The following is a 14,458-nucleotide window of genomic DNA, read 5'->3' on the forward strand; positions in this document are numbered from 1 at the left end:
CGAATAGGCTTTTTATTCGGCTCAAGGATTATTTTGGAAGTGGTCATGATAGAACAGGTTTATCGCCGTGCCGCCCTTGAACGCGAAGACGCCCTTCTTGGCGACAAGCACTCTCTTAAGTATTGCTTTTTAATGTGCACTCATAGTTCAAAAATTAGCACTTTACTAAGAGTCAGCCCTGCGCTCTTTGAAAAATTTAAATAGGGTGTACTTTGAGTTAACAAAATATCTGATTCTTAAAGATTTCAGGTATTTTTCCCTCTCTTACCGGGAAGTAGGTGCAGCACACCCACCACCACCGAGCCCACCAAAAAGCCAATCACCGCAGAGCACAGCGTATTGAAACTCCAGCCCAGCGTACTGCCCAAGGCGCCGGTGGCTTCGCTAATGCCATGCTCAATATGGTGTACCCACCCATAGGGCGCGTTGAACCAACCCGTTCCATCGGCACCTAGATTGACCATCAGAATATGCCCGCCCACCCAAAGCATGGCGACGGTTCCCACGATCGAGATAGTCGCTAGTACCTTCGGCATGGCAGTGACCAAGCCCCGGCCCAGGGTCTGAACTCCCGAATGATCCCGCTGGGCGAGCTTCAAGCCGATATCATCCATTCTGATCAACAGCGCCACCACGCCATACACCAGAAGTGTGATAACAAACGCGACCACTACTAGGCTTGCCAGCTGAGACCAGAACCCCTGATGGGAGACCGTGGCCAGCGCGATCACCATGATTTCAGCGGAAAGAATCAGATCGGTACGAATGGCGCCACTTACGATCTTTTTCTCGGCTTCCGGCCCCTTCTCCACCGCTGGCTTTTCGTCGTCATGCTTACCGGAAAGCTTGTGCCAAACCTTCTCCGCGCCCTCAAAAGCCAGGTAAGTGCCGCCTATCATCAGGATGATCGGTAATAGCGCGGGCAAAAAGTGACTCAGCAGCAGCGCCACCGGCAGAATAAAAATCAGCTTGTTGCGGATCGAGCCCAGCGCGATCTGCTTCACAAGCGACAGTTCACGCTCTGCTGCCACCCCCTGCAAATATTGCGGCGTCACCGCCGTATCATCCACCACCACCCCGGCCGCCTTCGCCGTCGCACGCCCAGCGGCGGCACTCACATCGTCCAGAGATGCTGCGGTCAACTTCGCCAATGCGGCAATGTCATCCAGTAATCCTATCAAGCCGCCTATGGCCATGGAGGCTTCCTCCGTGAATAACAGGTGCAGATAGTAAAGCATACAGCGGGTGAATTACCTTCAAAGTGCTTTGAGGCAAAGGCATTCACTTGCTATAGGTCGATTTTCATTGCAAGCGATATGGTCTCACTGACCAAGCCCACTACTTACTGCGTGCCTTCATAAGCTTGCCCAAGTAACACCGTATAGCGTGTACTGCGCCCACCGCCGGGAAGCTTGGAAAGGCAGCCTTTTTCCAGCAGCTCGGCCAAATCCCGCGTTGCGGTGGCTTTACTCACTTTGGCCAACGATTGGTACTTACGAGCATTGATACCCTGCTCAAACTCCTCCCCTACTGTATCCAACAAGCGGTTCAGCACGGTGGTGAGATGGTGGCATCGGGCTGCTACCCGCCCTCGTAGATTGAATCATTAAGAGACGGCCTGAGGCTTAGATAGCATATACCAGCATATTAAAATTATTTAAAACTGCTTTATACCATTCGCCTTAAGACAGTACGCATATATTTCTGGAGAATTATTAGCATCACGCATAATTCCTTCTGAATAATTGGGATGATAAAGTCTAGGTTGAGAATATATAACCTCAGAGCACTCTTCATTTCCTATGTAACTTAAGGCCATTGCAAGAGAATGGGTTTTTGGGCCAAGAGGTATCATATCCATATTTAAACCCTTATTAACAACCATCTCGGCCCTGATTTCATTAAGCCAATCCAAAGCAGCAAACATATCCATAGCATGAATTCTTTTTATACTATCAGCTTTTGTGGAGACACCCGAAATATGCGCTATTTTATGTAACAAATGCCAGTTCCTTCTAAAGCTTGGTGAACCAGGAGGAAAAGGAAACAAGTACTTAATATTTTTAACTGAACCTTGCTCTAAGTAATCATTCAAGTTAAATGACATATAGCCAACACTAACAATTACTAAAGAGCCATTGTCATCAGCAGTAATCCTACCAAAACCAGGCAAGGCAGACGGAGGCTCTGCATCTTCAGTTAATTTTCCTTCTTTGTATGACTTAGCACGTGTATAGCACGCAATTATATTTTTAACCCTACTATCAACAATTAATTTTTTTAACAAAAAGAAAAAAACACGTTTTGGCAAAGCAGTAATATCTAAAACCACTGAATCTGTAGCACAGGCGATATCCTTGGCTAGGTCGTTCCACACACCAGGCTGAACATCTAAAGCATGCTCGATATGAGAGACACGATTAGAAAAAACAGCATTAAAAATACTTTTATTTTTAAATTTTAAATCTTTTAGAGAGTCATCAAACTTTCTATTTGGCGATGCAACATCGATGCAAAAAACCTCATTAACTATTAATTTCTCATCCAACATTAAGGGTAAGGCAGTACATCTCTCTTCAAAAGAGTTAGATGCTACAACCAACCAATTCGCATTAGGTACTTTACCAAAGAGCCAATCTACCTTTCCCCACGGATGTATTATAGCCATAGGTCAATCTCCAAAAAGATCATTTTGAAATGGCTTTCTGTCAACCAGAATGCTGTCGTCGCCTTTATGTACGAATGCTGAAAAATTCAACTCAAGCTCATTTCGGTTTATATAAATAGGTTCTTTTGTTCTGACATGAGGTATTCTAAAATAAGGGCACAACAAGGGATTCAAATACCACTTCATCCTTAAAAGGCCGTCTTTAGTTTTTGTAGTATGCTCTGACTCAATTAGATCGCCCTGATCTCGGCAGCTTTTAATTAAATAATTAATATCCGAGCTTCTATCAAACTCGTGTTTAAGAAGTGAAAACCCAGTATGACCAGGGTTAGATAGGGCCTTGTCATTCCTTAGTTTTTTTGAGAACCAAGACCCTAGAAAACTAATAAACTCATAACGCCTATCACCATCTGCTCCTTCTTTAAGCTTTTCAGCCCATATTCTACTGGCCTCATAGATACCTATTACTTGTTTATCAACACCAATGCTAGGTAGTGTCGTAGAGCTTAAAACCTCATCTGGAGTACTTCTAAGCCATGCAGCCCATACTGCACGGCAAATTGTCATAAATGCGAGGATATTCCATCCTGATAAATCAACAATATGTCTTTTCCCACTCCATAAAACCATTTCTTTCATCTCACCAGCTATTTGAACAAGAGCTGCTTCATTACGCTCTTTAATCCAATATTTTTTGACGCTTTTATCAAACTCACTCTCTGGAAAAGCAGAAGCTTTTATATTATCTTTTACTTGTTGACGCTGTTCTAACCATGCTCTTATCAGCCAAGCTTCAAGTGGATTAATGCTCCATAGCTCTTTTAAATAAAGGCACCATTCTTTTGAAAGCCCAGTATAAAAGCTTTCTTTCAGCGCTTTACTCCCTACATACCTCTGTGCTCTTTCGCGAGGTTTTAATGTATTCCCAAAAACCTCAGATAGAATACTTTCATTTTTAATCTCATTAAGTACAACTCCGTAGGATTTTAGCCTTCTAATAAAAACATCTTCTGCAAAATCATCAAATGAGGCTCCAAGAGAAGAATTTTCATGCCTTTTGAAAATATAATCGATATCGATGGTTGTATAGTCCCGCATATTCTCTAAAAATGCGCCACTACCCCATATTTTAATATTATTTCGCCATGCATAATGCCTTGTACCTACTCGATATGAAACTCGACCATCGCGCATTGCTAATGCCCGGTTAATCACCTCTCTGTATACATCTGCATGACCAGTACTTTTCTCAAGCTCGTATAGCTCTTCATGTTGATCAATTCTGAGTAAGACTTGAGTCTCAGCAGGTAAAATCTCAAATTTTCGTAAAGCATCAGCAAATACTGCTACAGGCTCTCCTATAAGGGTTTTGCTCCCTTCTATTTCACTAGGTAACACATCACAATTAAAATTAAAAAATCTTCTATAAGTTGAAATACGTTCTTTTACTCTATCTCCAATCTCCTCTAACGAGAGACAACTATCTAAGTAACCTTCCCATACTTCTTGTTTTTTTATAAACAAAGAAAATGACTTATTCTTACTATCACTTAAATTTACCTTAATCACATCCTTAAGAACACCATCTTCTAATTGCTCATCATGCAAATATAAAATATTACTAATCAAGTCACTTAGCAATAAATAATTCATATAATCTGAAAAAGTTGCTGCCGCCCACTCTTTACGGCTATTCTCTTTTTTCTCATCAATGCGTGAAGATACAATTCGTAGATTATCTTTTATAAGATGAATGCCAGCAGATATAAATTTCTTATTATAACCCTGAGGAGCAGGGTATGTTTGCTTTGCTCTTTCATAAGCAATTCGGGTTTTAGTACTTAATAGCCCCAACAGCATACTTTTACCACTGCCCTGCCTCCCCTTAACTATAACATTACCAGTTCCAAAGAGATCCTCAGCATGTGAAGCCACAATGGGGCTGAACATACTTACAAATTCGATTGGAGATAAGATTTCGGTAACCCATAAATCATGAAAAGGGTTGTCAAATTTTTTCATTTTTTAATCTCCATTTCTCGATCATATCGCGGAAATACAGGAGCCCAATTCTTCGAAACCTTATGATAAATAGGTGGAGTATTATTTGGACAATTGCTATACAAAGCAATTAAACTTCCTGTCTCTTTCCAGCCAAACTCCTCTCCATCCATATCTTGCCCTATGATTTCATAACCTTTTTTTAAGGTAGCCTTGAGCTTATCAAAAAATACAGGTTGGTTATCTTGAAAGTCTTTAGTTACAGAACACTCTCTAGGCACCACGCTTATCGGCTGGTAACTTATATTTACTCTATCAAGCTCTTTGAGTTTTTGTTTTATTTTCTCATCCCCTTTCTCGCAAATTATGAGGGGAACAATTAGTATTGGTCCTGGGAAGGCCGAAAAAATAAATTTTAAGATCCTGGCTATCTGTCCGCCAGAACCAACAAAGTCCTCTAACAGCACTAAATATTTAAGGTCTTTTTCATAACAAAACTTTTTTATTTTATCAGGGTCACCCAAACTATTTAAGCTCATCCAATCAGGCCTAAGACTTTGTCCAGAAAGGCCTGTAAGATGTAAAAAACTATTAATTCTCAGGCTGTCAGTAAGAGGGCATGGCCAAACTTTCTCTAACTCATTATTTAAGATTTCCTCTGATAAGCTATCAAAAATGTCAATATCGGCCATATCAACAACCCAGGGTTTAATAACATTATCAACAGCACAACGATACAATTCTTCAAACTCTAATTGGCCAGCAAAAAAGAAGTATTCAATGGATTTAAAAGCCAACCATTGATCTTCTTCATCATCAAAGCATGCAAGCCAATCATTTAGCCTGATCATAAAGTCCCTAGATAGTCGATCACCTCCAAAACGCCTAGTAGGTTCATATTGATAAAAAAGGTGCTCTGCTAAAGTTTCATAAAGAGCTCTTAAATAACTTGCTTTGCTTGGCCTAGACAAGTCATTTTCGATATTTTTCTCTAGTTTATTTATTATATTAAGATCACTTTTCATTCATAAGCACCTAAATTATCTGGAGTATTTTTTCTGCAATACCCTTTGCCATAATAGGTGGAATCGCATTCCCTATCATTTTGTACTGATCACGTTTATTTCCTGTAAATATGTAGTCATCAGGAAAACCTTGAATTCTTGCAGCTTCTCGTACACTGAATCCTCTATTCTCAACAGGGTGTAAGAAACACTTAGGGTCGCCAAACCTGGTATCGACAGTATAAGATATACCATTAGGGTCTGCTCTTCTATACTTACCGTTGAAGGTATTAGCAAGATCATAAAACCCCCCAACTACCCTCACATACCCCTTATCAATCAATTTACTAACTAACAAATCAGATCTAAACCCTACTTCTAAGTTAATCTTTTCTATCTCAACCGGGTCGGCGTCCCCTATCTCTCTCCTTCGGTTACGCCGGCGTAATCTCATAATAGCCTCTAATACAAGACGCTCTTTTTTCGAAATATTTCCAAAGACCTCGGGTATGTCCCAGGTATGTACCGATGCTTCACCCCCTCTAACATTACAGAGCTTCTTTCCCGGCATTATTTTAGATGCAATGATGTAATCTTTGCTTTTTAAATCCAATATATTTGGATCATGGTTTGGAAGGCCCAGTACATTTTCCAAACATTCCGACAATGGTTTAATTTCACTAGAAAAATTGAAAGCATCAAAATCAGCTTTACTACTTGAGGCGATTATAAACACTCGCCTCCTAGATTGCGGTAGTCCAAAATCCCGCGCATCCAGTAAAAAGGTTTTCGTTTGATACCCTTTACTCTGCAACTCATTAATTATAAAGCTCCAATATTTTTTGTGCTTGCCTTGTAAAAGGCCAGGAACATTCTCAAGCACTATAATTTTCGGCTTTAAACTTAAAGCTATTTCTACTGCTTTTTTTATTAAGCTATTGCGAGGATCTTCAACATCTCTTTTCCCTATTGTTGAAAATCCCTGACAGGGTGATCCAGCCAAAACAAGATCACACTTTAGATCTTTTGGTTTCGACCAGCTAGAAAGATCCACCACCTGGCCGTGGTCACCTATATTGTTCCGATAGTTTTCAATAGCAACATTCCAGATGTCATATGCTACAACAGGATTAAATCCTGCCTTTTTAAACCCTAAATCCATTCCCCCGCATCCAGCGAATAGGCTGACGAAATTATACTTTTCCATAAGTCTCAAACTAGAAAACTATTAATAATTAAAAACCCACCTGCTGGCGGGTTTTTAAGGATATCAAATATTTGGCGGTTCACTCCCACTCAATAGTAGCAGGCGGCTTACTACTCACATCATAAGTAACCCGAGAAACGCCACCCAGCTCATTGATAATGCGGTTGGAGACCTTCTCCAGTAGCTCATAGGGAAGGTGCGCCCAACGGGCGGTCATGAAGTCGATGGTTTCTACCGCGCGTAGCGCGATAACCCATTCGTAGCGGCGGCCGTCGCCTACTACACCAACGGATTTCACCGGTAGGAACACGGCGAAGGCTTGGCTGGTTTTTTCGTACCAACCGGCGGCGCGTAGTTCTTCGATGTAGATGGCGTCGGCTTCACGCAGGATATCGGCGTACTCTTTTTTAACTTCGCCCAGAATACGCACGCCCAGGCCGGGGCCGGGGAACGGGTGGCGGTAGACCATATCGTAGGGCAGGCCGAGTTCCAGACCGAGTTTGCGCACTTCGTCTTTAAACAGTTCGCGCAGCGGCTCGACCAACTTGAGCTTCATGGTTTCCGGCAGGCCACCTACGTTGTGGTGGGACTTGATCACGTGTGCTTTGCCAGTTTTAGAGGCAGCAGACTCGATTACGTCCGGGTAGATGGTGCCCTGGGCCAGGAAGTCTACGCCTTCAATCTTGCTGGCTTCTTCATCGAACACGTCGATGAAAGTGTTGCCAATAATTTTGCGCTTGGCTTCTGGGTCTTTCTCGCCTTTCAGCTTGCCGAGGAACAAGTCTTCCGCGTCTACGCGGATCACCTTAACACCCATGTGCTTGGCGAAGGTTTCCATGACCTGGTCGCCTTCTGCTTTACGCAGCAGGCCGTTATCGACGAATACGCAGGTCAACTGGTCGCCAATGGCTTTGTGCAGCAATGCGGCAACTACGGAGGAGTCGACACCACCGGAAAGGCCAAGCAGTACGTGGCGGTCGCCCACTTGCTCGCGCACGCGCTGTACCTGGTCTTCGATGATTTGTGCAGGCGTCCAGAGTTTTTCGGCTTTACAGATATCTACCACGAAGTGCTCAAGAATCCGCTGGCCTTGCAGGGTGTGGGTCACTTCCGGGTGGAACTGTACGCCGTAGAACTGCTTCTCTTCCCATGCCATAGCGGCAATTGGGCAGCTTGGCGTGGAAGCGGTTACGGTGAAAGTGTCTGGGGCTTTGGCGACTTTATCGCCATGGCTCATCCATACATCCAACAGGGCCTTGCCAGTGGCAGCGTCTACATGGTCTTTAATGCCGTTGAACAGGGCATTGTCGGCATCGATTTGAATCTGCGCGTAGCCGAACTCGCTCTGGTTGGAACCAGCAACACTGCCGCCGAGCTGCTCGGCCATGGTCTGCATGCCGTAGCAGATACCCAGCACCGGCAGGCCCATTTCAAACACACACTGTGGGGCGCGTGGTGAGTCCAGTTCGGTCACAGATTCAGGGCCACCGGCTAAGATAATACCGTTGGGGTTGTACTCGCGAATCTCTTCTTCGGTGATATCGAAGGCACGAACTTCGGAATAGACGCCGATTTCGCGTACCCGGCGGGCAATCAGCTGGGTGTACTGGGAGCCGAAGTCGAGAATCAGAATCTTATGGGCGTGAATATCACTCATGGCGGTATCTCGGTTGAGCGGTGTGGGTGCCGCTGGTAAGGCCAAAAAGCAAGCGGCGGGGCACAGTGCCCGCCGCCGTTAAACTTGGAAACCTCTGACTCGCTATTGCGCTTAACCATACTGCGTTAATCAGAGGCTCCATGGCTTTGTGCGCTGGTTAGCTCACCCGGTAGTTGGGAGCTTCTTTGGTAATCTGCACGTCGTGAACGTGGGATTCGTTAAAGCCAGCACCGGTAATTTGGACAAATTCCGGTTTGGTACGCATTTCTTGAATATCACGGCAGCCGGTGTAGCCCATGGAAGCGCGTAGGCCACCCATTAGCTGATGCACGATGGCGCTCATCATGCCTTTGTAGGGTACGCGGCCTTCAATGCCTTCCGGCACCAGTTTCTCGGCACCTTCGCTCTTATCCTGGAAGTAGCGGTCAGCGCTGCCTTGATTCTGTGCCATGGCGCCCATGGAGCCCATGCCACGGTAGGCTTTGTAAGTACGGCCTTGGTACAGCTCTACTTCACCCGGTGCTTCTTCGGTACCGGCCAGCAGGCCACCTACCATGATGGCGCTGGCACCCGCGGCAATGGCTTTAGCCAAGTCGCCAGAGAAACGCACACCACCATCGGCAATTAGGGGAATATCGAACTCTTTTAGCGCTTCGGCAACGTTGGAAACGGCGCTGATTTGCGGTACGCCCACCCCCGCTACAATGCGTGTGGTGCAGATAGAACCTGGGCCAATACCCACTTTAACGGCATCGGCACCGGCTTCGGCCAGCGCCTTGGCGGCAGCGCCAGTGGCAATGTTGCCACCAATCACCTGAATCTTCGGGAAGTTCTCTTTGATCCAACGAACGCGGTCGATAACACCTTGGGAGTGGCCGTGGGCGGTATCAACAATAATTACGTCAACACCGGCTTCAGCCAGCGCTGCAACGCGGTCCGGGGTTTCCGGGCCGGTGCCAACGGCGGCACCTACCAGCAGGCGGCCATCGCTATCTTTAGCGGCCATCGGATAAGTGCGGGCTTTTTCGATGTCCTGGAAGGTCACCAGGCCGCGCAGGTGGAAGGCATCGTCGACAATCAGCATTTTCTCGATGCGGTGTTCACGCATTTTGGCTTTGCTGGTTTCAAGATCGGTGCCTTCTTTAACGGTCACCAGACGCTCGCGGGGGGTCATGATGTCCGCTACGCTGTCACCGTAGTTGGGCTGGAAGCGCATATCACGCTCGGTCACAATACCCACCAGGGTTTCGCCTTCAACCACCGGGAAGCCAGAGAAGCCGTTTTCGCGGGCCATGGCCAGCAGGTCTTCCAGTTTGGCTTTGGGGCTAACGGTTACCGGGTCTTTTACAATCACGCTTTCGTGCTTCTTAACCTTACGCACTTCAGCGGCCTGCTGAGACATGGTCATGTTCTTATGGATGATGCCAATGCCGCCTTCCTGGGCCATTGCAATCGCCAGGCGCGCTTCAGTGACGGTGTCCATGGCAGCAGAAACAAGCGGAATATTAAGCGAGAGATTGCGGGTCAGGCGGGTTTTGAGGCTGACATCCTTAGGGAGAATGTCGGAGAAGCCAGGAACGAGAAGTACGTCATCGAACGTAAGCGCTTCTTGGGCCATACGTAGCATAGCGGCAACACCCAATGTGAAGTGGGAAGATGGGGCGTGAAAAGTTAATCCCCCATTATAACGTTTCGAAGGCCCTAGCAGCAATGTGAAGAAGGTTTTCAATAAAGACCAATGGCTAATAAGCTATGTTCATTATCTTATCAAGCAGGCCAACCCATGCCCGAAATGCCCAAAACACTCTCCGTTAGCCAGTTAAATCAGCGTGCTAAGCAAACCCTGGAGCGCGATGTGGGTGAGGTATGGGTGGAAGGTGAGCTTTCTAATGTTTCCCGCCCGGCGTCGGGGCATGTCTACTTCACCCTAAAAGATGACCGGGCGCAGATCCGCTGCGCGCTGTTTCGTCAGCGGGCGCGGTTTGTTTCTGCCCCCATGCGCGATGGCGATCAGGTAAAACTGCGTGGGCGTGTTTCGCTGTTTGAGCCACGCGGCGACTACCAACTGATTGCGGAAGCAGTGCAAGCGGCAGGCCTCGGAGAGCTGTTAGCAGCATTTGAACGCCTAAAAGCACAGCTGGAAGGCGAAGGCGTATTTGCCAATGCCCGCCCCCTGCCCTTTCCGCCGCGCAAGATTCTGATTTTAAGCTCGGCGACTGGCGCCGCCATTCGCGATGTACTGGCAGTGTTGGAAACGCGCTGGCCACTGGCGGATGTAACACTGATCCCAGTGCCGGTACAGGGTGTAGAAGCAGCGCCAGCGATGATATCGGCACTGGCACTCCTTAACCGCCAAGCGCGGCTAGACCCCGAGCAAGATGTGATTTTGGTTACCCGTGGCGGCGGTAGCCTGGAAGACCTGTGGGCATTTAATAACGAGCATCTAGCACGGGCGATTTTTCATTCCCGCCTGCCGGTGATGTCCGCAGTGGGCCATGAAGTGGACGTTACTCTGGCGGATTTTGCAGCGGATGTTCGCGCCCCAACACCATCGGCAGCCGCTGAGCATTTAGTGCCAGACCAACACACCTTAACCCGCCAACTGGAGCAGCTCGAAAACCGGCTACACCGTGCCATGCAAGCCCGTTTAGAGCGCGACAGCCAACGGCTGGATACCCTGCGTGCTCGGCTACGCCACCCCGGCGAGCAGCTTGAGCACCAACGCCAACACTTAACCACGCTCACCCAACGCTTACAGCGCGCTATGCAGCAAACGCTCACCCGGCAAAAAGCCCAGGTGGTACAGCTGGAAAGGCGTTTATCCAGCCAGGATATGGCGCGTTTGCACCGCGCTGAGCAGGAGTATGTTGACCAACTACAGCGCCGCTTGGGCAAAGCGATGCAGCGTGCGCTTGAGGTTCGTCGGGTTCGGCTAAACAGCGCCGCCCGAGAGTTAAATGCTATCAGCCCCCTGGCGGTTTTAGGCCGCGGTTATGCTATCGCTCAGGATGAGAAAGGCCAAGTTATCCGCCGGGCAGATGATACCCAGCCGGGTCAAAAAATTAAGCTGAAGCTAGCTGAAGGTAGGCTTAGCGTGGAGGTTAAACGGCGTCTAAAGTCCTAAGTAAAATGGCCGATAACTAATAATCAGCAGAGGAGGCCGTTATGAAGATAGGATTTTCGTCATTCACACTGATTAATAATCGCCAAACTACGCCACCAAATAAAGCTGCGCCACTGAATCAAGGCATGCCGCTAACTTCAGCGACGACCCGTGTTAAACAGCAAAGCATCGCTCTTGCCCCAGAGCCTTCCACTGCTGATGACCCGTTCACAAAGCGCATCAAAAAACAGCAGGAGGCGTTTGAAAGCTTGGCATCACTACCAAGCTCCAAGGAGTTGTCCCAACAGCGCGCCTCCGAGAAGGTAGGCTCCTTGCGCCAGCGTATTGAAATGCTTAAAGCGATGATGCGCTTTGCCTCGCCTGAACGACTGAAGAGCATAGCGAAGGAGCTTAAAAGTGTCGCTAATCAGCTGGCCAGCGCAGCTAAGCTTTTGGGCAGCCAGGGTGTTGGCATGACCGCTACGCCATCCGTGATGCAGCCAGCAGCGGCTCAACAAGCAGTAGATTCAGCTGGTGGTGCTGACCCAGCGGCCTCACAAGCCAGTAGCGATGGAGGCAACCAAGCCGATGTAAAAACGGCAGAGGACGATGCCAAACGCGCAGTTGAACAAACTGCTGAGGATAACGCAGCGGGCTTTGTTAAAGACTTTGTTAAAGATGACACAGTCGTATTGCTGCCCAACTTACCTGACATTACGCAGCAAAATAACGATAGCCGAGCAACATCCACCGGCTCCAGCGCTAGTGAACACGCGCTACGCAGCATACTGACTGAAGCTCAAAAAGAGCTTCGAGAAGCAGCGAACGAGCTCAAGGTTCGGCTGAGAGAAGAAGATAAAGAAGCCCGCCGTGAGCTAAAGAAAGCAGAAGAGGCCATGGAAAAGACGGACCAAGCCATAGCGACATCCACCTCCGACGCCCTTTACTCATCATTAGGGCAGCTATTACCCGCCAGTGATGTCTCGGTATCCATAACACCGACCATCAATGTGGAAGTGTAGTCAGCGTGGGTTCTATTCATGACTCAGGGCGCTGCCGGTATCAGTAGCCCCCTGCTGTTTTGCACCTTCTGCTTTATATAACCAGTGGTCGACTATTTCTTACCACTGCCAGTTTTTTGACGAGACTTATCATCACGAGCCTTGTCATCATCAGTCTGTTTAGCATCCGGCTGTTTACCATCGGACTTAGGATTGACATGGTGTGTATCCGGCATTGGATTGCCTTCGTCATGATGGTCGTCGTGATCTTTAGGTGCTTGCTTGCCATTTTCAGTGGATTGATTCATTGCTTCATCCTTGTGTCATGTGGTCTTGGCTTCTTAGCCTCACTCACTAATGAGGCTCCCTGAATGCTTACTGGATTCCGTGATAAACGTAAAAGTCAGCGGTATCTAGGCACCAACCTATTATCCAACCTGCCTTCACTGTAGTTCCTCTCTCACAACTTACAATTCGCACCTTCTGTAATGAAAAACATAATAAAAATAAAAATCTTTAAATAATAATCGGTTAAAACACAATCTTATCTTTTCTCAAAAATCATCAGCCTTGATAAAAAATAGTTTAAAACTATCAAAAAGTAGAACCACCAACTCTCCGCCTATCAATAACCTCTCCTTAAACACACCAACCAGAAGTTTGCCCCGCTCAAAACCTTGGTCTACGTTAACAGCGTGAAGGCGCTCTAGGACATGAGCGTTTACACCAACACTAGCGAAGGCTCACTCTTAAAGCCGCTCGTTAGTGATGCTTTAACAGTCTGCCAACCATTAGTGTGCCAACAATGGAGTGACCGCACATGAGTGATCAACAGCAACCACCCCAGCATCAAGATAAGCAGCCGGGCGATGAACACGTCATGCGCCCTGAGCCTGAGTACATTCGCGACAGCTACCAAGGCGCTGAAAAGCTGCGTGATAAAGTGGCGATTATTACCGGCGGTGACAGCGGCATCGGCCGTGCTGTGGCCATTCACTATGCCCGCGAAGGCGCAGACAGTGTGATTGTGCACTTGCAAGAAGATAAAGATGCCGCGGAGACCAAGCGGCTTGTAGAAACTGAGGGTCGCCGCTGCTTGGTATTGAAAGGCGATGTGGCAGAGCCCGAATTTTGCCGTGAGATCGTTAAGCGCACCTTAGACCACTTCGGCAAGATCAATATCGTCATCAATAACGCCGCTGAACAGTACGATTGGGATGACATCACTGATATTCCTGATGACCAACTACTGCGTACCTTTCAGACCAATCTTTTCAGCCACTTTTATCTCACCAAGTCAGCGCTGCCCCACTTAAGCGAAGGCGATACCATTATCGCAACATCTTCCATTAATGCATTTAAAGGCAACGACACCCTGATTGATTACACGGCGACTAAAGGTGCCATTCAAGGTCTGGTACGTTCGCTGGCCATATCATTGATGGATCGTGGTATTCGCGTAAACGCCGTGGCGCCCGGGCCAGTATGGACACCACTGATCCCAGCAAGCTTTGATAAAGAGAAAGTAGCCGAGTTTGGTAACCAAGTGCCCATGAAGCGCCCAGGCCAGCCTAGCGAAATGGGCCCCGCGTATGTCTACTTGGCCAGTGAAGAGTCTTCTTATATGAGCGGCCAAACGCTGCACTTAAATGGCGGAGTTGTTCTTAACACTTAGCCTCGCTTGGCTCGTATTCAGCGCTACTACGCAGAAGGCCGTGTGCGCTATGGCACGGCGCAGTATGTTCTGGTCAAGTCGTAGCGGACACTTTTATTAAGCTGCTTCCGCGATTTTCTCGATCTCCCTTGGCGCGTGGTAG

At 47.4% G+C, this 14,458-nt stretch carries 11 protein-coding genes and 1 pseudogene; 3 read left to right on the forward strand and 9 right to left on the reverse strand.

All coding sequences use genetic code 11. The features are described 5' to 3' along the window. Positions 1-245: 245 nt before the first annotated feature. The 8 genes and pseudogenes from CPA45_RS12695 to guaB all read right to left on the reverse strand — a co-directional run bounded on the left by CPA45_RS12695 (position 246) and on the right by guaB (position 10,164). Positions 246-1,196 (reverse strand): DUF808 domain-containing protein, encoded by a 951-nt coding sequence (locus CPA45_RS12695; RefSeq protein WP_096651955.1) that lies wholly within the window; start codon positions 1,194-1,196, stop codon positions 246-248. A 146-nt stretch (positions 1,197-1,342) separates the two neighbouring features. Then, positions 1,343-1,555: pseudogene (locus CPA45_RS12700) on the reverse strand (DeoR family transcriptional regulator); the annotation flags it as partial. Positions 1,556-1,657: 102 nt separating this feature from the next. Continuing rightward, positions 1,658-2,668 carry a hypothetical protein gene (locus CPA45_RS12705; protein WP_096651923.1) on the reverse strand — a complete coding sequence of 337 codons (1,011 nt, stop codon included), beginning with the start codon at positions 2,666-2,668 and terminating at the stop codon, positions 1,658-1,660. 3 nt (positions 2,669-2,671) lie between these two features. Next, on the reverse strand, positions 2,672-4,690 hold the full coding sequence (locus CPA45_RS12710) for an ORC-CDC6 family AAA ATPase (protein WP_096651925.1): 2,019 nt from the start codon (positions 4,688-4,690) through the stop codon (positions 2,672-2,674). Continuing rightward, positions 4,687-5,694 carry a phosphoribosyltransferase-like protein gene (locus tag CPA45_RS12715; RefSeq protein WP_096651928.1) on the reverse strand — a complete coding sequence of 336 codons (1,008 nt, stop codon included), beginning with the start codon at positions 5,692-5,694 and terminating at the stop codon, positions 4,687-4,689. Before CPA45_RS12715 ends, CPA45_RS12710 begins: the two co-directional genes overlap by 4 nt. Before the next feature lie 10 nt (positions 5,695-5,704). Further along, positions 5,705-6,880, reverse strand: coding sequence for a DNA cytosine methyltransferase (locus CPA45_RS12720; protein WP_096651930.1), 1,176 nt, complete (start codon positions 6,878-6,880; stop codon positions 5,705-5,707). A 79-nt stretch (positions 6,881-6,959) separates the two neighbouring features. Continuing rightward, positions 6,960-8,537 carry a glutamine-hydrolyzing GMP synthase gene (guaA, locus tag CPA45_RS12725; RefSeq protein ID WP_096651932.1) on the reverse strand — a complete coding sequence of 526 codons (1,578 nt, stop codon included), beginning with the start codon at positions 8,535-8,537 and terminating at the stop codon, positions 6,960-6,962. Positions 8,538-8,694: 157 nt separating this feature from the next. Continuing rightward, positions 8,695-10,164, reverse strand: coding sequence for an IMP dehydrogenase (gene guaB / locus CPA45_RS12730; RefSeq protein ID WP_096651934.1), 1,470 nt, complete (start codon positions 10,162-10,164; stop codon positions 8,695-8,697). A gap of 156 nt (positions 10,165-10,320) precedes the next feature. Here guaB and xseA point away from each other — a divergent pair, with 156 nt between their 5' ends. Both xseA and CPA45_RS12740 read left to right on the forward strand, forming a co-directional pair. After that, positions 10,321-11,661 carry an exodeoxyribonuclease VII large subunit gene (xseA, locus tag CPA45_RS12735; RefSeq protein WP_096651957.1) on the forward strand — a complete coding sequence of 447 codons (1,341 nt, stop codon included), beginning with the start codon at positions 10,321-10,323 and terminating at the stop codon, positions 11,659-11,661. Positions 11,662-11,702: 41 nt separating this feature from the next. Further along, positions 11,703-12,662, forward strand: a complete 960-nt coding sequence (locus CPA45_RS12740) for a hypothetical protein (protein WP_096651935.1) — start codon at positions 11,703-11,705, stop codon at positions 12,660-12,662. Between the two features lie 92 nt (positions 12,663-12,754). Here the strand turns inward: CPA45_RS12740 and CPA45_RS12745 are convergent, their stop codons facing one another. After that, entirely contained in the window at positions 12,755-12,949 is a 195-nt protein-coding gene (locus tag CPA45_RS12745; RefSeq protein WP_096651937.1) for a hypothetical protein, read from the reverse strand. A gap of 512 nt (positions 12,950-13,461) precedes the next feature. Between CPA45_RS12745 and CPA45_RS12750 the strand changes: the two genes are divergently transcribed. Continuing rightward, positions 13,462-14,316 (forward strand): SDR family oxidoreductase, encoded by an 855-nt coding sequence (locus tag CPA45_RS12750; protein WP_096651939.1) that lies wholly within the window; start codon positions 13,462-13,464, stop codon positions 14,314-14,316. Positions 14,317-14,458: the final 142 nt, after the last annotated feature.

This window comes from Vreelandella nigrificans, assembly GCF_002374315.1.
GTDB classification, from domain to species: domain Bacteria; phylum Pseudomonadota; class Gammaproteobacteria; order Pseudomonadales; family Halomonadaceae; genus Vreelandella; species Vreelandella nigrificans.

Excerpts from the sequence above, each read along its gene's own strand:
- CPA45_RS12695 (WP_096651955.1), bottom strand. The coding sequence starts at position 1,196 with ATGGCCATAGGCGGCTTGATAGGATTACTGGATGACATTGCCGCATTG.
- CPA45_RS12705 (WP_096651923.1), bottom strand. The coding sequence starts at position 2,668 with ATGGCTATAATACATCCGTGGGGAAAGGTAGATTGGCTCTTTGGTAAA.
- CPA45_RS12710 (WP_096651925.1), bottom strand. The coding sequence starts at position 4,690 with ATGAAAAAATTTGACAACCCTTTTCATGATTTATGGGTTACCGAAATC.
- CPA45_RS12715 (WP_096651928.1), bottom strand. The coding sequence starts at position 5,694 with ATGAAAAGTGATCTTAATATAATAAATAAACTAGAGAAAAATATCGAA.
- CPA45_RS12720 (WP_096651930.1), bottom strand. The coding sequence starts at position 6,880 with ATGGAAAAGTATAATTTCGTCAGCCTATTCGCTGGATGCGGGGGAATG.
- guaA (WP_096651932.1), bottom strand. The coding sequence starts at position 8,537 with ATGAGTGATATTCACGCCCATAAGATTCTGATTCTCGACTTCGGCTCC.
- guaB (WP_096651934.1), bottom strand. The coding sequence starts at position 10,164 with ATGCTACGTATGGCCCAAGAAGCGCTTACGTTCGATGACGTACTTCTC.
- xseA (WP_096651957.1), top strand. The coding sequence starts at position 10,321 with ATGCCCGAAATGCCCAAAACACTCTCCGTTAGCCAGTTAAATCAGCGT.
- CPA45_RS12740 (WP_096651935.1), top strand. The coding sequence starts at position 11,703 with ATGAAGATAGGATTTTCGTCATTCACACTGATTAATAATCGCCAAACT.
- CPA45_RS12745 (WP_096651937.1), bottom strand. The coding sequence starts at position 12,949 with ATGAATCAATCCACTGAAAATGGCAAGCAAGCACCTAAAGATCACGAC.
- CPA45_RS12750 (WP_096651939.1), top strand. The coding sequence starts at position 13,462 with ATGAGTGATCAACAGCAACCACCCCAGCATCAAGATAAGCAGCCGGGC.